Annotated in this window: 14 protein-coding genes; 8 read left to right on the forward strand and 6 right to left on the reverse strand. The window is 61.4% G+C overall.

Annotated features, from left to right (window positions below; genetic code table 11):
• The first annotated feature begins 569 nt into the window (after positions 1 to 569).
• Both P3T43_RS18425 and P3T43_RS18430 read left to right on the forward strand, forming a co-directional pair.
• Positions 570 to 2,231, forward strand: coding sequence for an FAD-dependent oxidoreductase (locus tag P3T43_RS18425; protein ID WP_429282469.1), 1,662 nt, complete (start codon positions 570 to 572; stop codon positions 2,229 to 2,231).
• Positions 2,228 to 3,619 (forward strand): ATP-binding protein, encoded by a 1,392-nt coding sequence (locus P3T43_RS18430; protein WP_429282470.1) that lies wholly within the window; start codon positions 2,228 to 2,230, stop codon positions 3,617 to 3,619. The genes P3T43_RS18425 and P3T43_RS18430 overlap by 4 nt, the downstream gene beginning before the upstream one ends.
• A 90-nt stretch (positions 3,620 to 3,709) precedes the next feature.
• On the opposite strand, the gene P3T43_RS18435 is transcribed toward P3T43_RS18430, so the two are convergent.
• The 3 genes from P3T43_RS18435 to P3T43_RS18445 form a co-directional block, all read right to left on the reverse strand.
• Positions 3,710 to 4,591, reverse strand: coding sequence for a hypothetical protein (locus P3T43_RS18435; RefSeq protein WP_429282471.1), 882 nt, complete (start codon positions 4,589 to 4,591; stop codon positions 3,710 to 3,712).
• Positions 4,592 to 4,654: 63 nt separating this feature from the next.
• Positions 4,655 to 5,899: a branched-chain amino acid ABC transporter substrate-binding protein gene (locus P3T43_RS18440; RefSeq protein ID WP_429282472.1), complete on the reverse strand. Its 1,245-nt coding sequence runs from the start codon at positions 5,897 to 5,899 to the stop codon at positions 4,655 to 4,657.
• A gap of 42 nt (positions 5,900 to 5,941) precedes the next feature.
• On the reverse strand, positions 5,942 to 11,425 hold the full coding sequence (locus P3T43_RS18445) for an AAA family ATPase (RefSeq protein WP_429282473.1): 5,484 nt from the start codon (positions 11,423 to 11,425) through the stop codon (positions 5,942 to 5,944).
• A gap of 443 nt (positions 11,426 to 11,868) precedes the next feature.
• Between P3T43_RS18445 and P3T43_RS18450 the strand changes: the two genes are divergently transcribed.
• Positions 11,869 to 12,522 (forward strand): response regulator transcription factor, encoded by a 654-nt coding sequence (locus P3T43_RS18450; RefSeq protein ID WP_429282474.1) that lies wholly within the window; start codon positions 11,869 to 11,871, stop codon positions 12,520 to 12,522.
• Positions 12,523 to 12,579: 57 nt separating this feature from the next.
• Here P3T43_RS18450 and P3T43_RS18455 read toward each other — a convergent pair whose 3' ends face one another.
• Positions 12,580 to 13,494, reverse strand: a complete 915-nt coding sequence (locus P3T43_RS18455; RefSeq protein ID WP_429282475.1) for a glutaminase — start codon at positions 13,492 to 13,494, stop codon at positions 12,580 to 12,582.
• 92 nt (positions 13,495 to 13,586) lie between these two features.
• Positions 13,587 to 15,167, reverse strand: a complete 1,581-nt coding sequence (locus tag P3T43_RS18460) for a DHA2 family efflux MFS transporter permease subunit (protein WP_429282476.1) — start codon at positions 15,165 to 15,167, stop codon at positions 13,587 to 13,589.
• A 287-nt stretch (positions 15,168 to 15,454) separates the two neighbouring features.
• Between P3T43_RS18460 and P3T43_RS18465 the strand changes: the two genes are divergently transcribed.
• The 3 genes from P3T43_RS18465 (at position 15,455) to P3T43_RS18475 (ending at position 18,401) form a co-directional block, all read left to right on the forward strand.
• Complete coding sequence (locus P3T43_RS18465) at positions 15,455 to 16,111, forward strand: alpha/beta hydrolase (protein ID WP_429282477.1); 657 nt, start codon at positions 15,455 to 15,457, stop codon at positions 16,109 to 16,111.
• 189 nt (positions 16,112 to 16,300) lie between these two features.
• Positions 16,301 to 17,353, forward strand: a complete 1,053-nt coding sequence (locus tag P3T43_RS18470) for a rod shape-determining protein (RefSeq protein WP_429282478.1) — start codon at positions 16,301 to 16,303, stop codon at positions 17,351 to 17,353.
• 250 nt (positions 17,354 to 17,603) lie between these two features.
• Positions 17,604 to 18,401 carry an alpha/beta fold hydrolase gene (locus tag P3T43_RS18475; RefSeq protein WP_429282507.1) on the forward strand — a complete coding sequence of 266 codons (798 nt, stop codon included), beginning with the start codon at positions 17,604 to 17,606 and terminating at the stop codon, positions 18,399 to 18,401.
• A gap of 94 nt (positions 18,402 to 18,495) precedes the next feature.
• Here the strand turns inward: P3T43_RS18475 and P3T43_RS18480 are convergent, their stop codons facing one another.
• Positions 18,496 to 18,897: a hypothetical protein gene (locus P3T43_RS18480; protein ID WP_429282479.1), complete on the reverse strand. Its 402-nt coding sequence runs from the start codon at positions 18,895 to 18,897 to the stop codon at positions 18,496 to 18,498.
• 350 nt (positions 18,898 to 19,247) lie between these two features.
• On the opposite strand from P3T43_RS18480, the gene gltA reads away from it, so the two are divergent.
• Together gltA and P3T43_RS18490 are read left to right on the forward strand one after the other, a co-directional pair.
• On the forward strand, positions 19,248 to 20,549 hold the full coding sequence (gltA, locus tag P3T43_RS18485) for a citrate synthase (RefSeq protein WP_429282480.1): 1,302 nt from the start codon (positions 19,248 to 19,250) through the stop codon (positions 20,547 to 20,549).
• A gap of 280 nt (positions 20,550 to 20,829) precedes the next feature.
• On the forward strand, positions 20,830 to 23,109 hold the full coding sequence (locus P3T43_RS18490; protein ID WP_429282481.1) for an amylo-alpha-1,6-glucosidase: 2,280 nt from the start codon (positions 20,830 to 20,832) through the stop codon (positions 23,107 to 23,109).
• Positions 23,110 to 23,247 lie beyond the last annotated feature (138 nt).

The raw sequence follows: 23,247 nt of genomic DNA on the forward strand, positions 1-23,247 counted from the left end.
TTTCAAAGTGGCCGACTTCGACGGGGAAAACGGACTGGGCGCCTCGCGCGCCCTCGTCCGCCGCCGCGCACCAAGGCGTCCACACTCGCACGCTCAATGCCCCGGACGATACAAAGGTATGAGAACACCATGTCCATGTAGCACTGCAGCGACCATTCGTAGAATGGTTTTCTCCGGGCCGCCCAGCTATCTTGGTTCCATGCTGTTGGCCTCAGGTGTATGCGCAGATTGCTGCGATGAATGCGCCGCCAACGAGCGACAGGAACATTGCCATGTTGACCTATTCGATCCGTTATCGCGATGTTTGCGGGCGTTGGTCGGTTGCCTTCGCACAAGCCGCTTCACAATCCGACGCGGAAGCGATTGCGCTTTGCCGTTACGGCGCGTTTTATTCTGTTAGCCGCTTCGTTTGACAGAATAGGCGCATGATCGAGGCACGCGCTGGCTGAAACGGCCGCGTTCGATCGACTGTCGGGAGACGCGCGGCGCCGCTTCGCTCACCGGCGCCGCAGCAACATGCGCAGAGGTGTTGCGCGTGGCGTCAGCGAGTCCGTTTTGTATGAGGTGCCATGGAAAAACCCGTCATCCTGGCGGTCGACGACGACCCGATCGTAGCCGGCGCGGTAGCGCGCGACCTGCAGGTCGCCTACGGCGAGCATTATCAGATCGTGCGCACGGTGTCGGGGCAGGCGGCGCTCGAGACCGCGCAGCAACTGCGTCTGCAAAGCCGTTCCATCGCCTTGTTCATTGCGGACCAGCGCATGCCGCAGATGAGCGGTATCGAGTTCCTCGAGCAGGCGGTCAAACTGTTTCCGCAAGCGAGGCGCGTGCTGCTGACGGCCTACGCGGACACCGACGCCGCGATCCGCGCAATCAATACGGTGCATCTGGATCAATACCTGCTTAAGCCCTGGCATCCGCCTGAACAGAATTTCTATCCGGCACTCGACGATCTGCTGGCCGACTGGCAGGCCTCTTTTCGTCCGGCGTTCCAAGGTATCCGGCTGCTCGATCACCGCTGGTCGCCACAAGGACATCTGTTGCGCGACTTCATGGCGCGCAATCATATTCCGTACTGCTGGGTCGACGTAGAGCGGCAAGACGAGGCCGACCCGCTGCTGAAGTCGCTGAATCCGGCCCAACTGCAACTGCCCGCGGTGGTGTTCGAGGATGGCAGCGTGTTGAGCCGTCCTTCGACTGCGCAGATCGCCGAGCGGGTGGGACTGCGCACACGTTCGACCACGCCTTTCTACGACCTCGTGATCGTCGGCGGCGGCCCGGCGGGGCTGGCTGCGGCAGTCTATGGCGCCTCGGAAGGGCTCAAGGTGGCGATCATCGAATGCGATGCGCCAGGCGGCCAGGCCGGCACCAGTTCGCGCATCGAAAACTATCTCGGCTTTCCGGCCGGCGTGAGCGGCGCGGAGTTGTCGCGTCGCGCGCTGATGCAGGCAAAGCGCTTCGGCGCGGAAATGATTCTGACGCAACACGCAGTCGGCTTGCGTGTCGAGGCGCCTTACAAGTTTGTGGTTTTGTCGGACTGCTCGGAGTTGAGCTGCTTCGCGCTCGTGGTTGCAAGCGGCGTGTCCTATCGCAAGCTGGCGGCTCGCGGCATCGAGGAACTGACCGGCGCCGGTGTGTATTACGGCGCGGCGCTGGCCGAGGCGGTCGCCTGCGCTGATCAGGATGTGTATGTGGTGGGCGGCGCCAACTCGGCGGGGCAGGGCGCGATGTTCCTGTCGAAGTACGCGCGATCGGTGACGCTCCTGTGCCGGGGCGACTCGCTCAGTGCAGGTATGTCGCACTATCTGATCGAGCAGATTCACGCGACCGCCAATATTCGTGTCCGGCCTTTCACGGAAGTCGACAGCGTAGGCGGCGAGGGGCACCTCGCAGAGATCAGCTTGCGTGACGTTCAGACCGCACACGTCGAAGCGTTTCCAGCGAGCGGTCTCTTCATTTTTATCGGCGCCGCGCCCCGCACGGATTGGCTGCGCGGACTGGTCGAGCGCGACGAGCGTGGTTTTCTGCTGACGGGGCGCTCACTCGTAAAGGCAGGCCGAGCGCCGGCCGGATGGCGGCCTGAGCGCGACCCTTTTCTTCTCGAAACCAGCGTGCCCGGTATCTTCGCGGCCGGCGATGTGCGCGCCGATTCGATCAAGCGCGTCGCGGCGGCTGTGGGAGAAGGTTCGATCGCGGTGCATTTCATCCATCAGTACCTGGCTAACACATGAGCGACCTGTCCACCTTGTTCGAGATGCCGCTGTTCGCCGGGTTGTCGGAGGCGTGCAAGCAGAAGGTGAGGGAAAACCTGAGCGAACGCCGCCTGAAGCTGGGCGACATTCTGATGCACGAGGGCCAGCACGTCACCCATCAGTTCATTCTTCTCGAAGGCGAACTCGTCACGGAAAAAGTCGTGAGCGGACGGCAGATGTTCAATGAAAGGCGGACCGCGCCGACCTCGATTGCCGACGCTTCGCTGCTCGCCGGCGTGCCTGCGCCCTGGACCTACACCGCGGCCACAGACTGCCATCTGGTCGCCCTTTCCGAGGAGATGTTCCATAGCCTCGTGCGCGAGTGCGAGTCGTTCAGCAGGATCATTTATCGGTCGATGTACGCACGTGTCAACGTCTACGACACGTTTATCCTCACCGGCGAAAAGCTGGCGGCGCTCGGTCGCCTGTCGGCCGGGCTGGCGCATGAGCTGAACAATCCGGCCGCGGCGGTCGCGCGTGCCGCAGACAGCTTGCACGGCGCGCTCGACACCGTGCGCGAGGCAACCCGCGTCCTCGTCATGAGTGCGATGCCCGCGCCAGTGATGACCCGGATCAACGACTGGGCGAGTCGTGCTGCACCCGAGCCGGATACCACGCCGCACGCCGCGTTGCGGCAAAGCGAAGCGGAAAGCCTGCTCGCCGACTGGCTGGCGGAACGCGGCGTTGCCAACACCTGGCTGCTGGCACCGCAACTCGTCGCGGCCGGGTTCGCGCCGGCCGATCTTGCGCCGCTAGCCGACGATGTGACATCCGAACAGTTTGGCGCCGGCATCCGCTGGCTGGCGGCAACCCTGGAACTGCGTTCTCTCGCAGAGCAGGCATGGCTTGGCGCAGGCCGGATCTCGGAGCTCGTCAAGGCCATGAAGGACTATTCCTATATGGACCAGGCGCCGCTGCAGGAAGTCGACATCCACGACGGGATCGAAGATACGTTGACCATCATGCAGTTCAAGCTCAAGCACGGCGTGATCGTCACGCGGAACTACGATCGCGCCTTGCCGCGCGTACCCGTCTACGGCAGCGAACTGAACCAGGTCTGGACCAACCTGATCGACAACGCCATCGACGCGATGGACGGCCACGGCGAGCTTTCCATTCGTTCGTATCAGGAAGGCGGATACGTCGTCGTCGAGATTGGCGATACCGGGGCGGGCATTCCGGCGGAGATCGTGCCGCGGCTCTTCGAACCTTTCTTTACCACCAAGCCGCTAGGCAAGGGTACCGGTCTCGGCCTGCATATTGCCTATCGGACCGTCGTAAGCCGCCATAACGGGACGATCAACGTTGTCGCCGCGGTGAGTGGTGGAACGACCTTCGAGGTGCGCCTGCCGCTTGGCACGTCGTGATGCGGTCGCGGCGGGCTGTTTCGTGCGCGCGGCGCATGGTTCGCGCTCGCATTTAGCACAGCGTAGACGCGCATGATGATCGTCATGTTTTTATTGCGCGGTTTGCTGGCGCTGGTACTCGTTCTTTTTCATCTGCAGATACGCTTGCCGGTCCAGTTCATGCAATTGGCGTGGATACTGCTCGGTGGCATCGAACCATGTTGCGAAGCGTTGATCGACGCGCTTGTCCGCCGGCACGGCCAGCGAACCGAGATAGGCGTCGATGGCGAGGTAATAGCGCATGGTATTGCGCTCGACGAGGCCGCGCACACCGCCGATGTAATCGCCATTGGACGCCTGCGTAAAGCCGACTTTCGCACTGCCGATGGTGGCGAGATAGGTCTTCATGGCGAGCCGTCCTGCCATGCCGAATCCATACGAATACGTGAGATGCAGGAAGGTGCGCCCTTTGCCGATATCGACGGCTTCCAGCACGATGCGATAGTCCTTCGTGCTAAGCGGTCCCTCGGCCGCGCTGAGATCCACCTGGAAGTAGTCGGGACTCGTTGCCACCGAACGGTAATTGAACTGCACGCGGGACGTGTCGCTGAGTTCCTGTTCCGTCTTCTTGCCGACGTTCATGCTGATGATCGCGCCGTTGCTGCCTGAAGTGGCATGGCAGTACTTCGTGTTGAGGTGAAGGATCAGGACTTCGCACCAGTTCGCCGGGCCTTGCTGCGGATCGTTGAAGGCGCTGTTGACGGTCGCGAACGGATAATCGACGACGGCATAAATGTCGCCCTTCAAGCTGTTCTGCGTTTCTTGCGAGTCCAGATGAATCGGGCGATGAAACACGTTCGAACTGAGTTGCGGCGCGAGCGTGGTGTACTTGTCTTTAAGCGCCGTGGCGTTGTCGTCGGCCCATGTTGGAGCACCGGACCAGAGGCCTGACAGCGCGAGTGCGACGAGTGCGAGTCGCCTGATGATTCGCATGATCCGCTGGTGACTCGTCACATCGCGCTCCCGTCGGGTTGGAAAAATTTCATGCGTCCTCGTCTAGTTCGGACGCTTCATCTGGCAAGTGGTCGGCTGTGCCGCAGCGGCCGCGTCCAGCACGGCATCGGTGCGCCAGCCATAGCCGGTATTTTCCTGGTCATATTTGATGTCCTTACCATCCGCCTTGACCCAGGTCGCGATCACGAGAGGCTGTTGCAACTGGTGATCGGAGGCGCGCATTTCGACGATGCCGTTCAGACTTTCGACCTTCATGCCTTCGAGCGCCTTGGCCACCTTGACCGGATCCGTCGATTTCGTTTCCTTGAACGCCTGGCTCACCATGGCGATGCTGGTATAAGCGGCCATGACGAAGAAATCGTCGTCATATTTCTTCTTGAAGCCGTCCATGATCTGACCGGCTTGCGGAGGATTGCCTTTGGTATTCGCGCCCATATAGGCGACATACCTGACGTGCCCGGCGCCTGCTGCGCCCATGGCAGTCGGCACGCCGGTCGTGTTTGCGTAGTAGGTGAAATAATCGGCGGTCACGCCGGCGTCTTTGCCCGCCTTGATGAGCAGCGCGAGGTCGCTGCCCCAGTTACCCGTGATGATGGTATCGGCGCCGGACGCCTTGATCTTGCTCGCATAGGGCGAGAAATCCTTGACCTGTGCCAATGGGTGAAAATCGTCGCCTACGATCTGGATATCCGGACGCTTGCGCTTGAGGTATTCGCGCGCGGTGCTCGATACGTCATGACCAAAGGAGTAATCCTGATTAATCAGGTAGACCTTCTTGACGTTCGGATCTTTGGCGAGAAAAGTGGTCAACGCCTCCATCTTCATGTCGACGTTGGCGTCGAAACGGAAGTGCCAATAGTCGCATTTGCTATTGGTCATGCCCGGATCGATCGCCGCATAGTTGAGGTAGATGATTTCCTTGCCGGGATTGCGTTCGTTGAATTTGGACACCGCGTCCTCGAGCGCCAGGCCCACTGACGAACCGTTTCCCTGCACGATATAGCGGATGCCCTGATCGGCAACCTCATTGAGAATAGTGAGGCTTTCCTGCGGCGACAGCTTGTTGTCGAATCCGACCACTTCGAATTTCTGGCCGCCGCCCCAGTCCTGCTGATTGGCGACCTCGGCAATATATTGCCAGCTTTTGAGTTCATTGCTGCCGAGCGAACCCATCAGGCCCGACAACGGGTCGATAAACGCGATTTTCACCGTTTCTGCTGATACGACACCCGACGCCAGCGCAATGAAAACCGTCGCGCCAGCCGAAAAAGAACGTAGTGTTTTCATGAAATTGTCTCCGACGATTTCAGGAATCGAACTTAAACCATACTAATGACGCTCAGCAGCGGCAACAGGCAAGGTGAACTGAAACACCGCGCCCCGCACGGGCGCCGCGCTGGCCCATAACCTTCCGCCGTGCGACTCGACGATCGAACGGCTGATGCGAAGCCCCATGCCGGTACCGTGGGACTTCGTTGTAAAGAACGGATCGAAAATCTGTTCTGCGAGCTGGGGCGGAACGCCCATGCCGGTATCGCAGACGGACACGAGAATCTGCCCGTTTTCGGCCTGCTGCGAGCGGATGACCATCTCCCGGATGCCATCGACATTCTTCATCGCTTCGATGCTGTTGACAATCAGGTTCATCGCGACCTGCTGCAATTGCACGCGGTCTCCGATAATCTGCGGAAGCCCGGCTGCCAGATCGGTGCGCACCGATATGTCGTATCGCGCTGCCTCGCCATGCAGGAGGCCCACGGTTTCCCGCACGATCTCGCTGACTTCGACGGCTTCCTGATGCAGGGAACCCTTTTCGAATTGTGTGCGGAGCCTGGCGATGATCTGGCTGGCACGTTGTCCGTCTCGTACAATATTGGTGACTGCCGAGCGCGTTTCGTCCAGATCGGGCTCGTCGCGATCGAGCCATCGCAGACACGCGCTCGCATTGGCGATCGCACCTGTAATGGGCTGGGTGATTTCATGAGCGAGGGAAGCGGCCAACTCTCCCATGGTGGTCGCCCGGTTGATCCGTGCGAGATCGGCTTGCGCCTGACGTAGCGCGTCTTCGGCACACTTCTGCTCGTTGATGTCGGTCGTAGTGCCAAGGAATTTCAGAACCTTTCCATCCGCATCGCGCATGGGCACAGCTTGCTGGAGATGCCAGCGATAGCATCCGTCCTGCGCGCGCAGCGAGCGGGTTTCGATGGCGAATCCACGTCCCGCGCGCACACCGGCCCAAAACGCCAGCGATGCCGCTTCGCGATCCTCGGGGTGGACTGCGGTCATCCAGGCCTCCGGATTCGAGCGGACAAAATCGAGCGTCTGTCCGGAGTAGTCGAGCCAGACCTGATTCACGAAGTCGGGTGTGCCATCGGGATTGAGTGTCCACGCAGAGACAGGAAGTCGCTGCAGCAGTCCGGCCTGCAGTTGCAGATCCGAATAGAGGTGCGCATTCTCCAGTGAAATGGCGGCTTGCGAGGCCAGCAACAGCAGCATGGTCATCCGTTCCGGGGTGAAAGCACCCAGAGTCAGATTGTTCTCCAGATAGAGTACGCCGACCATTTTCGCCTGCTTGACGATCGGCAGAAAGAGGACGGATCTGGAGCGTCTGCGCTGCACATATTCGTCCTGTGAATAGAGCTCGTCGGAAGACGCATCGTCGAGGAGCACGTGCTGCTGCGTCCGCATCGCGTAATGCAGTACGGACTGAGGCAGATCCAGTGGCGTGATCGTCGCGCGGCGCGCCGCAATCTCGATCTTGCCCAGATTCGTGAAGGCCTCCGCTTCGATTCGCGGCTCACCGTCCCGCATCAGGATCAACAACCCCCGCTCGGCGCCCGCATTCTGCAAGGCGATCGTCATGAGCCGCTCGATCAGGCGGGGCAGGAGCATTTCTCCCGACAGCGTCTGCGATGCCTTCACCAGGGCGGTGACGTCGATGGGCTGATCCGGTGATGGCGGTGTTCTGCCCATGCCACGCGCATCCGCCACGGACAGCCCCGGATGGCGCGCGTCGAGCTGTCTGACCTTGCCGTCGGCGCCCCACCGCTCGTAACAATTCCGCGCGTTGCGGAGATAGGCGTTGGCAACGGTCGCGAAGCCGCGCGCCGCGTAGAAGCGTGCGGCGACCTCGTTGGCAAGCGCTTCATTGTGGATGAACCCATGCGCTTGGGCGGAATGGATCGCATCTTCGTAAAGCTGTTCGGCGTGCAGCGCGCGGCCTTCGATGCGGGCGATTTCCGCACCTGCCAGCGCGAGGCGATTGGCGAAGTTCTCGGGGCAATGTTCCGCCCATATTTCGAGTTGTTTGTAGTGGGCTTCGAGCGCATCCAGATGTTCGCCCCGTTGGCCTCTTGTTGCAGAATCGCAGCACGCCGCACGGGCAAGCGCACCGTAGAACTCATACTCGGCCACCTCGAAACCTGGCGAAATCGAAAGCAGCGAGCGGGCCTTCAATGAGGCGTCAACCGCTGAAGCAAACTCGCCTGCATGAAAGTACGCCTGCAGTTTTCGGATCCAGTAGCAGGAACGGACCATCGGAGGGTGGCTATCCAGATCGCGCACGAACGCTGTTTCGTCGAACGTTGCATGCTCGAAGGAGCCGAATGGTGTCGTCAGGCCCCTGAGTGTTCGGATCAGCGCCAGTTGGGGACGCGTCATGTCAACGACGATGCCGAACTTCGCCTTCCGCGCGAAAGCAAGGCTATCCTCGGCTTCCCTTTGCAGATCGTCGAGCGAGCCTCCGGCCGCGAAAAGCAGTCTGTTCAGGCAGAGATGACTGTATGCAGCAATGGTCAGGTCACCTGCCGTTGTTGCCACGTCGAGCGTCCGGCGCATTACGCTACAGCAAGCCAGCAGATGTTTCATCCAGGGCATGGTGCAATAGGCAAATGCATGATACGTAGCGGCCTGGAAGCGCTTCAGGCCGTGCCTCTCGATCAGGTCATAGCCGAGCTGGGCAAACCGAAAGGCGTTCTTGTAATCACCGAACCTGTGCCCCGCGATGATGCTGAAGTCGACGTAGCTCCTGCACGAGCCGTGGTTGTTACCCTGCACGATGCTGAGACTAACGGCTCGGCAAATCACCAGGGCATGAAGATTCCGGTTCGCGAACCCTGCGGGAATCGACACCTTCGTCAGAACATCCAGCGTCGCGATCGATGCGGGGTCGCTGATCAGGGGGAGGTCAATGATCTCTTCGATCTGGCGACTCCCGAGTTGTCGCCAGATTTGCTCGTATTCGCGTCGTACCGCTTCCTCCGTTGGATGACGTGGCCAGTCGATACCCACACGGCGCATATAGTCGAGGCAAGTGGAGACTGCAAGGTCGACCTGACCGAGCGTCATATAAATATCCATCGCAAGGCACGTGGCGGACGCCGCCTCGATGGTGTCCGCGGCACGCGGTCGCAGTATGTCCAAACGCTTTGCAGCGACGGCGACTTCCCCAGTCAGGAACTCGCATTCGGTCTTCTGCAACTCCATCTGGAAGACAAGATCGTGGCGACTCTGCCAACTGTCATTCGTCAAAAGGGTTGCGCCCGCGATGGCGTAATGAAGCGCTGAGGCGTAGGCGGTAGAAGCCTTGGCTCGCTTGCTGGCGATCAGGTTGAGTTCGGCCAACTGGCAGCGCTCATTGTCCGCAGTAATGAGCTCGGCGCCACGGTTGAGCTGATTGACGATCTCGAATATTGCCTCCTCACGCCTTTCGGGTCGAAGGTGGGCGTTGAGCTGTCGCCCAATGCGTAGGTGAGCCTCTGCGCGCGCTTCTTGCGCAGGAAGGGAATAGGCCGCTTCCTGTATGCGGTCATGCACGAACCGATAGGACCCGCTCGCGCTGACAATCAGCTCCGCGTAAAGCGCTTCCCGCAGTACCGCTTCGGTCTCCTGACCGGATGTTCCAAGAACAGTAGAAAGTGTGGCGGCTTCGGCGCTGTTTCCAATGCAGGCAAGTTGCTGGAGTGCGATCTGCGTCGCAACCGGAAGCCTCTTGTGCTTCGCCACCATCAGGTCCACGACATTGTCGGTAAAGCCTCTGGTATGAATGACATCCAGATCCCAACGCCACTGTGCACTTCCATGCTCGAAAGCAATCAGCTTTTCCTCAACCAGGGCACGGATAAATTGAGTGGCAAAAAACGGATTGCCGCCAGTCTTCTCGTGGATGAGTTGCGCCAGAAGCATGGCACGCTGCGCATCACAATGAAGGCTGTCCGCAATCAGGTGTGCCAGGTCATCGGGGGCGAGTGGCGTCAGGCGGACCTCGTGAACGGCTCCTTCGGCTTCGCGGACGGCTGACAGCTTTCGCATCAACGGATGCGCCGCATCGACCTCATCGTCCCGATAAGCCCCGATCACAAGCAGGTGGGTCAGGTCCTGCTGGATCAGCAAATTTTCCAGAAAGTCGAGCGTTGCCGCATCGAGCCACTGCAGATCGTCGAAAAACAGGGCAAGCGGATGTGCGGGGCGCGCGAAAATGCTGATAAACCGCCGAAACGCAAGGTGCGACCGGGTCTTCGCCACTTGCGGCGGCAAGGAAGGAACCGGTGGCTGCTCTCCTATGATCAGCGTCAGTTCTGGAACCAGGTCTACGAGCAGGGCGCCATTCGGGCTCAACGCCCAACGAAGGTCATCTCGCCACTTGCTCAGCTCGACCTCGGGTTGACCCAGCAAGGGGTGGATCAGGCTTTGGAAAGCTTGCGCTAGCGTGGCGTAAGGAATGTCTCGTTTGTATTGATCGGACTTGCCTGCCACCAATAATCCACGGGTCGGTACCAGACATTTGTGCAGCCCAGTAACGACAGTGGATTTGCCAATGCCGGCGGATCCAGAGACGAGAACACACTCCGGCCTTCCGCCGGCCACGACACGATCGAACGCCGCAAGCAGACTGCCGGACTCGCGCTCCCTCCCGTACAGCTTTTCGGCTATCAACCCGCGGTCCGACAAGTCATGCACGGCGAGAGGAAATGTATCGATGCGGCCATACGACTGCCATTGCACCAGGCACTCCCGAAGATCGCGCTCGAGGCCGGCCGCGGTCTGATATCGCTCCTCCGCGTTTTTCGCGAGCAGCTTCATGACGATGGCGGATAGTGGCTCCGGAACCACGCCGTAATTCGCGGGCGCTATTGGCTGACGCGCGATGTGGCAATGCACCCACTCCAGCGGATCGGCGGCGGTAAACGGGAGATTGCCCGTCAGCATTTGATAGAAGGTGACGCCCACAGCGTAGAGGTCGCTGCGGGAATCGATCGAGCGATTCATCCGGCCGGTCTGCTCAGGCGCCATATAGGCGAGCGTGCCTGCGACCATCTCCGGCGGCACAGGCGGCTGACGCTCGCGCAGCAGTCGCGACGCGATGCCGAAGCCGGTGAGCCACACGTGACCGGAAGCGTCGACCAGGAGGTTCGCAGGTTTGAGGTCCTTATGGATCAGGCCTTGCCGGTGGGCCTGACCGAGCGCCGCCGCCAGACCGATGGCGATGCGCAGGAAGCGCGTCAGATCGATCGGACGACCCTTGTGCTGGTTGATCAACCCATCGAGAGGTTCGCCGCCGGGGTCCTTAAGAATGAGGGCCGCGCGCCCCTGATAACGAGTCAGCGCCAGCGGCTGTGCCGCCCATGCCGCATCGAGTTCGGCCGCTAGCGACCATTCGTGTTCGAGCCGCTGGAGGCTGTCAGGCGATGGGTGTTGAGTGGCGACTGCGAGCGCCAGGATCGGCGCCGGATTGCCGAGCGCTCTGCCGCGATAGAGCGTGAAGTCCGCCTCCTCGCGAAGCGCCTCTAACATGTACCCGGAATCCTCTGCCATGGAGAACACTCGTGCTGTCAGTTAGAAAGGACGGTTCTTTCACAAAGAAAGGAATGAGCCTTCGATTTCCGCAATCGCGCGTAATGCTATTGTCAACTGAGGGGAGTCGCCCCTGAGGGGCTGGCGGTTTTCCCCGTCGCGAGACTTGATGATTGTCGCACACCGATTTGCGATCGGGAGACCAGGGGTCGCCCTCTGGTTTGCGCTCATCTGAATTGCACACTGGAAAGATGTTGACGCGGTGACGAATCCAATTTAATATTTCCACTGGAAAGATTGAGGTGGCACAACGACTCTCGTAAGCCGGCAGCGCAAGGTGATCCTGAGCGGCCATCCAGAACTTCAAAAAATAGATCGTTGTACCAAAGAAACGGGGGGTATTCATCCCAATGGCGTTCACAACCCAATAAAGGGCCGCCTGGGGCAACAACATCGAGAGAGACATGCGAGTACTACTGGCTGAAAATGACCTGCCTACAGGTCAAGGGCTTTTTTGCGCTTTGAGAGATGCGGAATACAACGTCGACTGGGTACGGGACGGCCGTGCTGCCAGCCTTGCAATCACCGCAAGCCATTACGCGGTCGTGCTGCTCAATCTGCATCTTCCGGGCACGGGCGGCATGGCGTTGTTAAAGGCATCGCGCGATGCGGGCAACAAGGTTCCCGTCGTACTCCTTAGCGCACACGATGATCCGGAAGCTCATGCCCGTGGTCTGGATACCGGCGCCGACGACTGCGTACTCAAACCCATTGTCATGCGCGAGTTACTGGCGCGAATTCGCGCAATTCTACGACGCGCGACGGGCTATGCGACCTCTAGAATCGGCGACGAATCGCTGGGCCTTGATCTCGACAGGCGCACGCTTCTGTTGCAGGGTTGCGAGTCATCGCTGTCGGCGCGTGAATTCACGCTGATGCATGCCTTGCTCGAACGTCGTGGCGCCGTGCTTTCGCGTAGCCAACTCGAAGACCGGCTGTACGGCTGGGGCAGAGAGGTTGAAAGCAACTCGGTCGATGTATTGATCCATGCGATCCGGAAGAAATACGGGCAATCGCTGATCCGCAATGTCCGGGGCCTTGGCTGGTCGGTGATGTGAGAGCGTGGGGCAGGCGCGCGCCCGGTTAAGTTCAAGCGGGGCTTTTATCCGGCTCGCCTAGAAGATCGAACGCCCGGTCAGCGACGTCAGCCGTTCCAGGGCCTGGGCGCCGACCAGAGAGTTGCCGTTCGAATCGAGCCCCGGCGACCACACGCACACCGTCATCTCTCCCGGCAGCACCGCGACAATGCCGCCGCCCACGCCGCTTTTGGCCGGCAGCCCCACGCGATAAACAAAATCCCCCGCCGCGTCATAGGTGCCGCATGTCAGCATGAGAGCCGACAGACGCTTGGTTGAACTGCTATCGAGGATGCGCTCGCCGGTCGACGGCACGACCCCGCCATTACTCAGAAATAGCGCAGCCTTCGCCAGTTCGACGCAACTCATCGAAATCGCGCATTGCCGGCAATACGCTTCGACCACGCCGTGAACGGGCATTTCCATATTGCCGAAGCTCGCAATGAAATGCGCCATGGCCTGGTTGCGATCCGCATTTTGCAGCTCCGATTGGGCGACGCGCGCGTCGTAGTCGATCGTGACCTCGCCGGTCAGCCGGCGCATGAATTCCACCAGCGCGGTCTCGGCCCGCACGAAGCGGCGGCACAGCACGTCAGTGACGACGAGCGCGCCAGCGTTGATAAACGGATTGCGCGGTTTGCCTTGCTCCGCTTCGAGCTGCACCAGCGAATTGAACGGCGTGCCAGACGGTTCGCGGCCGACGCGTTTCCACAGGTCGTCGCCAAGCAGCCGGAACGCCATGGTGCAGGCAAACAGCTTGGAAATACTCTGGATCGAAAAGCGCGTATCAGCCTGGCCGGTGCGAAACACCTCGCCGGTCGGCGTGACGATGGCCATGCCGAAGCTGTTGGCCGGGACGTTTGCCAGCTCGGGAATATAGTCGGCCACACGGCCGGTTCCCAGACAGGGCTGCAGATCGTGATGGATCTGTTCGAGGATGCCTTGATAGTTCATGAGCGTGGACGAGCGTGGAAGCCGCGATTTTACTGGCTAGCCACGCTGAATGGCGAGCCGCGTGGAGTGCTGCCGCACGCTCGCTCATGCATTCAATGCGCGCCGGCCGCGTCCGCTCCGCCGCCGCCCTTGGACGGCCGGGTGATCCAGATGAGCGGAATGATCAGGATAAAGATGATCGCCGACACGAAGAAGATATCGTTCAACCCCATCATCGCGGCCTGCGTGTTGACTGTGAAATCGAACAGCGCATGCGAGGACTGGCGGTTCAGTTGCAGCAGCGCCTGAGTCGAATCCATCTGCTGGTTGAACAGCGGATTGTTGATCGTGGCCTGTTCCGTCAGCCGCGCGTGGTGCAGTACGGTGCGATTGTTCCACTCGTTGCCGGCAATGGAGGTCCCCACCGCGCCGCAGAACACCCGCGCGAAATTCGACAGACCCGCCGCAGCCGGGATCTTGTTCGGCGGCTGACCGGACAGGATGATCGCCGTCAGCGGCACGAAGAACAGCGCCATCGGAATACCTTGCAGCAGCGTGGGGAGCACCAGATGCCAGGTGTCGATTTCGATCACGTAGCGCGAGCGCATATAGAACACGATCGCAAAGCCGATAAAAGCGAGCGTCGCGATAATGCGGGCGTCCGAGCGCGGCAGAACCCGGCCCATGACCGGCGCGAGAATCACCGCGAACACGCCGAGCGGTGCGGTCACGAGGCCGGCGTCGACGGAACGGTAGTTCAGATATTCCTGCATCCATTGCGGCAGCAGCACGAGGTTGCCGAAGAACACGCCGTAGGCCACTGAAATGGCAATCGTGCCGCCCAGGAAGTTGCGCTGCGTGAACAGGCGCAGATCGACGATCGGATTGTCTTCGGTCAGTTCCCAGACGAGGAAGAACGCAAAACTGATCACTGCGGTGATCCCGAGAATGACGATCACGGGCGAGGAAAACCAGTCGAGGTCCTTGCCCTTGTCGAGCATCACCTGCAGCGAGGCAACCCACGTCACCAGCAGGCCGAGTCCGACTACATCGATAGGCGGTTTGCGGGTGGCGGTTTCGCGGGTACGGTAGATCATCCACGTGACCCCGGCCGCAAAGATACCCACCGGGATATTGATGTAGAAAATCCACGACCAGCTGTAGCTATCGGTGATCCAGCCGCCCAGTGCGGGGCCGGCGATCGGGCCGACGGTGGCGGTCATGGCCCAGAGCGCCAGCGCCGTCGACGATTTTTCCTTGGGATAAGAGCCGAGCAGAATGGCTTGTGAGAGCGGAATCAGCGGCCCCGCCACGGCGCCTTGCAAGATCCGGGCAACCAGCAGGATAGGCAGCGTCGGCGCGATGCCGCACAGCCACGACGACAGCACGAACATCAGGATCGCGCCGACGAACAGCTTGACCTGACCAATGCGCTGGGTGAGCCAGCCGGTCAGCGGAATCGATACGGCGTTGGCCGCGGCGAATACGGTGATCACCCAGGTGCCTTCGTCCACCGAGACGCCGAGATTGCCCGAGATGGTCGGAATCGCGACGTTGGCGATCGACGTGTCGAGGACGTTCATGAAGGTGGCGAGCGCCACGGCGATCGTCGCGAGGATGAGCTGCCCGCCCTTGAGCGGCGGTGGTGGCGCTGGCGGCGAGGGCGATGCGGGCGCAGGACCGGGCTGGCTCAAGCGGGACTCCGGAGCAAAGTGATCAGGGGTGACGCCGCGCCGGGGCGGATCGCCGGCGGTGTGCATGCAGTGATACGCCGATTGCGCCCTGCGGGCCGTGCGGGCAAGGCTGGGTGGCACAGGGCAGTGGTCGAATGGTTGTCAAAAGCATACCTGCATTCCCGCACGAGGGTAATCGGCGCCTGCAGGCGGCAGCGGGGCGAAGGCGCCAAAAAGAGAGCCGACAGCGTATGCTCCCGGCTGTGAGCGGGGACATGAACACGGAATCGAAAGGGAGAACGACTGCGATGGCATGGGAACAATTCGAACACGGCTGGCGCCTCGCGCCCGTCGATGCGCCGGCGCGCGCGCTGGTGGTGTTGCTGCATGGCGTCGGCAGCAATGCGCAAGACCTGGTGCCGCTCGCCGATAGCTGGCGTGCGGCGCTGCCCGGGGTCGCGTTTACGTCGCTGGACGGCAGCGAACGCTTCGACGGCGGCTTTTGCGGGCGGCAATGGTTCAGCCTGCGCGACGTGAACGAGACCAATCGCATCGGCCGCGTCGCCGATGCCTATCCGGCGCTGCGCCGGATGCTGGACGCCGAACTGGAATACTGGCAGCTAGCTTTCGATCAGCTTGCATTGGTCGGCTTCTCGCAGGGCTCGATGATGGCGCTGCATCACGCCGCCACGAGCGCGGACGCACCGGCGGCGGTGGTGGCGTATTCGGGCCGGCTCGCCTCGGGCATCACCACGGACGCACGCACGCCGTTGACGCTCGTGCATGGCGTCGAGGATCCGGTGATTCCGGTGCTTGAACTCGAACGCGCGGCCCATGCGTTCAGCGACGCGGGCTTCGCGGTGGGAGCGTTTGCACTGCCAGGTATTGGTCATACGATATCGACGGATGGTCTGGTGCTTGGACGCGATGCACTGGTTCGCGGATTCGGGACGCAGCGCGCCTGAAAAATGCCGAAATAAATAAAGTGGGCCTAAAGAATTTGAACTGCTTGCCGTTAATGGTTCATTAGCGCGAAAATCACGCGCGCCGTATACATGTCTCGCCACACTCCGCCACGCGTGCGAGATATCAGCGGCACGGGGAATCACCGCAGCGCCCCCAAAGGGCGACAACGACATACGCAGAGCCTATCTATGGCCCGACCGAAGCCGCACCATTCACTGTTCAGGGGACTGTTCCGTCACACCGTGGCGGTCGACCTTGGCACGGCCAATACGCTGATCTACACCGACGACGGCGGCATCGTGCTAAATCAGCCGTCCGTGGTGTGTTTCCAGAAAGAGCGAGAGGCGGGGCAAAAGCGGGTGGCGGCGGTCGGCAGCGAGGCGAAGCAACTGCTCGGCAGGGCGCCCAACAATATCGAAACCGTGCGGCCCATGCGGCATGGCGTGATCGCCAATTTTTCCGCTGCGGAGCACATGATCCGGCAATTCGTCGATATGGCGCGGCCGCGCCAGTTCTTCGGCCGCCGGGCGGCTTTCACCATCTGTGTGCCGGCGGGCGCGACCCAGGTCGAACGCCGGGCTATCAAGGAAGCCGCGGTGGCGGCGGGTGCCTGGAAGGTCAGCCTGATCGGCGAGTCGCTGGCGTCGGCGGTGGGGGCGGGCTTGCCGGTGTCGTCGGCCACCGGCTCGATGGTGGTCGATATTGGCGGCGGCACGACGGAAGTCGGCGTGATCGCGTTGGGCGGGCTGGTCTATAGCGGCTCGGTGCGCGTCGGCGGCGACCAGTTCGACGCTGCCATCGTCAACTATGTGCGCACGCTGTACGGCGTGGTGCTGGGCGAGCAAACCGCGGAGCATGTGAAAAAGACCATCGGTTCGGCCATGCGCGATGTGCCCATGGAGCGCATGAACGCGACCGGCCGCAGCGTCGACGATGGTCTGCCGCGCACGGTGGAAATCAACAATCACGATATCGCCGACGCGATCGACGGGCCGTTGCGGCAGGTGATCAGCGCCGTGAAAGCGGCACTCGAAAACGCCCCGGCCGAACTGGTGACGGATATCGCCGATAGCGGCATTGTGTTGACGGGCGGCGGCGCGCTGCTCGCCAACCTCGGACGGCGTCTGACCGCTGAACTCGGCCTCGGCGTACGTATCGCCGACGAGCCGCTCACCTGCGCGGTGCGCGGTGCGGGGGCCGCTGCGGAAGCTGGTTTGCTCGACGATCTGGTGTACGAATGATCCGGAGCCATCCGGAGGCCCTTGCCGATCAGGCTGGCTGCGCTGCGCGCGTGTCGCGACCTGTGTGACAATGCCGCTTTAATTCGCTGATCGGCGGCCCAGAGGACCTTCAGGCGCAAGCCGTGGCACGGCAGCCTTGAAGATCCGGCACGCCTGACAGGCGCTCGCTGCGTTGTCCCCGAATCGACCTGTGACTCATCCTGATCCCCTTTTCTCTCCGTCGTTCATCGAGCTATCGAACGGCTTGCGCATGCCCTATGTTGTCGAAGGCGAGGGCGAACTGCTGTTGTTCGTGCACGGTTCATTGTGCGACTACCGCTACTGGCAGCCGCAACTCGACGGCATGGCGCAACACTACCGCTGTGTCGCCGTGAGTCTCACACACTACTGGCCGGTCACCGATACGCCGCCGGACGTGCCGTTCAGCTGGAGCAATCACGCTGACGAAGTGGCGGAATTTATCGAGCGCTTCGGGGCGGGTCCCGCGCACGTGGTGGGTCATTCGCGCGGCGGTTGCGTGGCGTTTCACTGCGCGCGACGCCATGCGCAGCATGTGCGGACATTGACGCTCGCCGATCCTGGCGGACCGTTGCAGATCGCTGGAAGACCGGTCGCACGCTTGCCTGAAACGGTCAATGCGCTGCGGGCGCGCGCCGCCCAGCTGATTGAAGAGGGGAACGTGGATGCGGGCCTGCAACTGTTCGTCGATTCAGTAAGCCGCCCCGGTTTCTGGGCGCGCAGCACCCAGGCATTTCGCACGATGGCAACGGACAACGCCCATACGTTGACGCGTCAGTTCCGCGATCCGCTGCCGGCGTATACGCCGGAAGATACTGCGGACGTGCGCTGCCCGGTCTTGCTGATCGATGGCGAAAAGAGTCCCGACATGTTCAGGCGTACCGCGACGGCGCTAGCTGCATGGTTGCCCGACGCGCGGCGCGAGACTGTGCGCGGCGCATCGCACGGCATGAATCTGGCGCACCCTGCCGCATTCAATCGCTATATCGACGAATTTATCCACAGCGTCAGCGGTGCCCATCAAGGCTGATTCGTCGAGGCACGCCAGGCCACGTTGACTATCGCGGACCGTGCGGGCCCGCAATGGACTCGTCGCACGGCAGCGGTTGAACGGCGGTGTGGCGTTAAGCCTTGCGATGGGCGTCGGCGTCGAGCGCGAGTTCGGCTGCTTCGCCAACGAGGCCGTGGTAGTACAGATGCACGCCGATGGCGAGCGAGTCGTTGCGGATTTCCTGGAAGGCTTTCCATGCCTTCACCGGTTCCTTGAACACCAGATAGTGCGCCTCATTGGCAACCAGTCCGGCGACCTTGTGCAGGCCGTGGCCATGCAGCTTGGCGACGAGCGCGTCGAGGCTGCTATGTGTGCGCGCATCGGTGCGCGGATATAACATATGCAGCACAGCGACGTTTTGCGTCTTGAGTGCCGCCGACAACGCCACCACGATGTCCTGATGGTTCAGTGCGGTGACGATGCTGTCTTCGGTGTGGTTGAGATCCGGAAACAGCGTTTCGAGCGAGGCGTTCATCTGTTGGTCCTGTTCTTCTAACTAGATAAAAAGGCCCGCCGCGAACGGCGGGCCTAAGACAGCGGTGTGTTTTTGCAGGGGAAGCATGACACGCAGTGAGTATCGCAGAGGACGCGCGCTTGCGCTGCATGCCCTTTGCAATACATTGTTGCGATCCCGGCGCTGGCTTTCAGTTGGCTGGCGGATTGATCCGACCAATCTGCGGGTGCGGGGCAATGCAACTGCAATCCGTTGCAGGGCGATTCGCAACGAATGTTGCTAAGGTAGAGATGGATTGTTGTTGGCAACCGGAGTAATGAATGGACGCCGGAGCCGTAGAATGCAGGCTAATTTGTAAAAGGGAAAGCGTAATGAACGACTCCACGACACACGCAACGCTGACGTTTTCGGACAGCGACCAGACCGTCGAACTGCCGGTCTACAAGGGCACGCTTGGCCCGGACGTGATCGACATCCGCAAGCTGTACGGCCAGACCGGCAAGTTCACCTACGACCCCGGCTTCATGTCGACGGCGGCGTGCAACTCGGCCATTACGTACATCGACGGCGACAAGGGTGAGTTGCTGTATCGCGGCTACCCGATCGACAATCTCGCGCAGAATGCCGACTTCCTCGAATCGTGCTACCTGCTGCTGAATGGCGAACTGCCCAACGTCAAACAGAAGGAACAGTTCGTCAAAACCGTCACGCAGCACACGATGGTGCACGAGCAGATGCATTTCTTCTTCCGCGGCTTCCGCCGTGACGCACACCCGATGGCGATTCTGGTCGCGGCAGTGGGCGCGTTGTCGGCGTTCTATCACGACTCGCTCGACATCACCAAGCCCGAGCATCGCGAACTCTCGGCGATCCGCATGATCGCCAAGCTGCCCACGCTGGTGGCCATGGCGTATAAGTACACGGTCGGCCAGCCGTTCGTGTATCCGAAGAACGAGCTGTCGTACAGCGCGAATTTCATGCGCATGATGTTCGCGAATCCGGCGGAAGACTACAAGGTCAACGACGTGCTGGTGCGCGCGCTGGACCGTATCCTGATCCTGCACGCGGATCACGAACAGAACGCTTCCACTTCGACGGTGCGTCTGGCCGGTTCGTCGGGCGCCAATCCGTTTGCGTGTATCGCAGCCGGTATTGCCTGCCTGTGGGGCCCGGCACACGGCGGCGCGAACGAAGCCGCGCTGAACATGCTGGAAGAAATCGGCTCGGTCGACAACATTCCTGAGTTCATCAAGCAGGTGAAGGACAAGAATTCGGGCGTGAAGCTGATGGGCTTCGGTCACCGTGTCTACAAGAACTACGACCCGCGTGCAAAGCTGATGCGCGAAACCTGCCACGAAGTGCTGGAAGAACTGGGTCTGCACGACGACCCGCTGTTCAAGCTGGCCATGGCGCTGGAAAAGATCGCGCTGGAAGACGAATACTTCGTGTCGCGCAAGCTGTACCCGAACGTGGATTTCTACTCGGGTATCGTGCAGCGCGCTCTGGGCATTCCGACCTCGATGTTCACGTGTATCTTCGCGATGGCACGGACGGTGGGCTGGATTGCGCAGTGGAACGAAATGATCGCCGATCCGGAACAGAAGATTGGCCGTCCGCGTCAGCTGTTCGTTGGCGCTACGGCGCGTGAAGCGAAGCCGCTCGCGCAACGCTGATTGAATGCTTGACGCAGCATGCACGGGCTCGAGCGTGACTTGAGCCGCCACTAGACGGGCGCTATTCCTGACATGGAGTAGCGCCCGTCGTGCATTGGGCTGGAACTGCATGACGCGTGCCAATGACCTGCCGGCAATCGCACAGACCGGCATCGTAGCGTTTTGTTACGCCTTCTATCGGGCCCGCTTTCAGAAATCCACCACACTCCTGTGTTAAGTTCGTTCGACGGGCGCAGACCCTCTACAATCGGAACGAAGCCCATCGCACAGGAGCAAGCTGATGCAGGATCCAGAAGCACTCGGCGGACTGACGCACTCAGGCGGTGCGGACCGCGCGGAACACGAATCTGACACCGCGTTCATCCCACCTGAAAACCTCAACGTCGCCAGCGCCAACCAGTATGTATTGAAGTCGGGCGATACCTTTATCGTCAACGACGCGCTTGGTGACATCACGGGTCACGACGACGGTTTGTTCGTCAACGACACACGTGTGTTGTCGCAATTGCGGCTCACCTTCGGTGGCCGCGCGCCGTCGCTGCTATCGGGCAGCGTCAGCAGCGACAACGCGGCCTTCACGGCGCATCTGACCAACCGTCCGTTGCCGCCGCTCGGTGGCGACAGCACGCCGGAAGGCGTGATTCACGTCGAACGCGTGCGCGTGTTGTCGGGCACGGTGCTCAACGAAGCCATCGAACTGACCAACTACGGCACGAAAGACGCGGTCGTCCCGCTGTCCATTTCTTTCGCCAGCGACTTCCGCGACATGTTCGAAGTGCGCGGTCTGAAACGCGACAAGAAGGGCAACGTCGAACCGGCGCGGGTGGAGAACGGCGAAGTCCTGCTCGGCTACATGGGGCTCGACAATGTCGAGCGTGACGTGCAGATCGCCTTTGCGCCGACGCCGGACAAGCTGTTTGCCAATCGCGCCGACTATACGGTGCAGTTGCCCGCCCAGGCGTGCGTGTCGATCTATCTCGCCGTGGCGGTCAAGGTGAAGGCCGACAAGCCGGTCATCAGCGCCGGCGTGTCGATGCCGGTCCAGACGCATGGCGACGCGCATCTGTCGCAGATCCATGCGGAGCGTCCGCGAGTCGGCCGCGCGGCCGTGCGCGCCGCGCTGGTGGAAGCCCACCTCGTGATGCGCGAGCGGCGTCGTGCCACTGCGCGCGTGCGTTCGAGCAATCCGCTCTTTAACGCGTGGATCGACCGCTCGCTCGCCGATCTCGGTCTACTGACCACCGATCTGGCCAGCGGCCCGTATCCCTACGCCGGTATCCCGTGGTTTTCGACCCCCTTCGGCCGCGATGCGCTGATCACCTCGCTGCAGACCTTGTGGTTGCAGCCAGGGCTGGCACGTGGCGTATTGCGCTTTCTTGCCGAGCATCAGGCGCTTGAGAACTCGGCCTTCCGCGACGCCGCGGTCGGCAAGATCATGCATGAGATGCGCAAGGGCGAAATGGCCGCCACCGGCGAAGTGCCGTTCGCGCTGTATTACGGCGGCGTCGACAGCACGCCGCTGTTTATCGTGCTGGCCGGCGCTTACGTGGCGCGTACCGGCGACGTGGGCCTGATCGAGGAATTGTGGCCGGCCCTCACGCGTGCGGCAGCCTGGGTCACAGGCGTGTGCGACCGGAACCGCTTCGGCCTGCTCGACTATCAGCGCGAATCGGATGGCGGACTGGCGAATCAGGGCTGGAAAGACAGCCACGATTCTGTCTTTCACGCCGACGGCCGTTTCCCGGATGGCCCGATCGCACTGGTCGAGGTGCAGGCCTATGCGAGCGCCGCGTTCGACACCATGGCGCATTTTTCCGAGCTGCGCGGTCTGTCCGACGATGCCGCGGCTTTTAGCAAACGCGCCAAGGCGATCCGCGAATGCGTCGAAGAGAAGTACTGGATGGAAGAGGCGGGCTTCTACGGTATCGCGCTCGACGGTCACGGTGAACTGTGCCGCGTGATGGCATCGAATGCCGGCCATCTGCTTGCGTTCGGCTTGCCGTCACGCGAGCGTGGCGAAGCGGTCGTGCGGGGTCTGGAGTCGACGTTGTTCCATACCGGTTGGGGTGTCCGCACGCTGGCGGCGGGGCAGGCGCGCTTCAATCCCATGGCGTATCACAATGGTTCGGTCTGGCCGCACGACAACGCGCTGTGCGCGCGAGGCGTGGCACGCTACGGCGGCAAGGCAACGGCCGTCAGTTTGCTGCAGGCGTTGTTCCAGGCCGCGGTCAATTTCGACATGCGTCTGCCGGAGCTCTTCTGCGGCTTCCCGCGGCGGCGCGGTGAACCGCCTACTGCCTATCCGGTGGCATGTCTGCCGCAGGCGTGGGCGGCGGGGTCGCCCTTCATGATGCTCGAGGCGTGCCTGGGCGTGACCATCGACGCGGCGAAGCGCGAGGTGCTGATCGAACAGCCGATGTTGCCCGAGGGCATCGACTGGCTGGAAATCGGCGATCTGCGCGTCGGCGACTCCACGGTCACGATCACCTTCCGGCGGGTCGCGGGTAAGGTGGTCGCGTCGGCTGAACAGGGCGACGTGCGGGTCGTCGCCTTGTTGTAGTTCGACTTGTGAGTTGTGAAACCGAATATTTCGTTTCGGGCAGCGCTTTCGTGAAGGATCGGGGCGGGTGGGTGTTGCAACTCACACGTCTCGTTACACACAAACACACTGGTAATCTGCGCTCCCAATATATTGCCT

This window comes from Paraburkholderia sp. GAS41 (genome assembly GCF_050436545.1).
Classification (GTDB): Bacteria; Pseudomonadota; Gammaproteobacteria; order Burkholderiales; family Burkholderiaceae; genus Paraburkholderia.

Excerpts from the sequence above, each read along its gene's own strand:
- P3T43_RS18425 (WP_429282469.1), top strand. The coding sequence starts at position 570 with ATGGAAAAACCCGTCATCCTGGCGGTCGACGACGACCCGATCGTAGCC.
- P3T43_RS18430 (WP_429282470.1), top strand. The coding sequence starts at position 2,228 with ATGAGCGACCTGTCCACCTTGTTCGAGATGCCGCTGTTCGCCGGGTTG.
- P3T43_RS18435 (WP_429282471.1), bottom strand. The coding sequence starts at position 4,591 with ATGCGAATCATCAGGCGACTCGCACTCGTCGCACTCGCGCTGTCAGGC.
- P3T43_RS18440 (WP_429282472.1), bottom strand. The coding sequence starts at position 5,899 with ATGAAAACACTACGTTCTTTTTCGGCTGGCGCGACGGTTTTCATTGCG.
- P3T43_RS18445 (WP_429282473.1), bottom strand. The coding sequence starts at position 11,425 with ATGGCAGAGGATTCCGGGTACATGTTAGAGGCGCTTCGCGAGGAGGCG.
- P3T43_RS18450 (WP_429282474.1), top strand. The coding sequence starts at position 11,869 with ATGCGAGTACTACTGGCTGAAAATGACCTGCCTACAGGTCAAGGGCTT.
- P3T43_RS18455 (WP_429282475.1), bottom strand. The coding sequence starts at position 13,494 with ATGAACTATCAAGGCATCCTCGAACAGATCCATCACGATCTGCAGCCC.
- P3T43_RS18465 (WP_429282477.1), top strand. The coding sequence starts at position 15,455 with ATGGCATGGGAACAATTCGAACACGGCTGGCGCCTCGCGCCCGTCGAT.
- P3T43_RS18470 (WP_429282478.1), top strand. The coding sequence starts at position 16,301 with ATGGCCCGACCGAAGCCGCACCATTCACTGTTCAGGGGACTGTTCCGT.
- P3T43_RS18475 (WP_429282507.1), top strand. The coding sequence starts at position 17,604 with ATGCCCTATGTTGTCGAAGGCGAGGGCGAACTGCTGTTGTTCGTGCAC.
- P3T43_RS18480 (WP_429282479.1), bottom strand. The coding sequence starts at position 18,897 with ATGAACGCCTCGCTCGAAACGCTGTTTCCGGATCTCAACCACACCGAA.
- gltA (WP_429282480.1), top strand. The coding sequence starts at position 19,248 with ATGAACGACTCCACGACACACGCAACGCTGACGTTTTCGGACAGCGAC.
- P3T43_RS18490 (WP_429282481.1), top strand. The coding sequence starts at position 20,830 with ATGCAGGATCCAGAAGCACTCGGCGGACTGACGCACTCAGGCGGTGCG.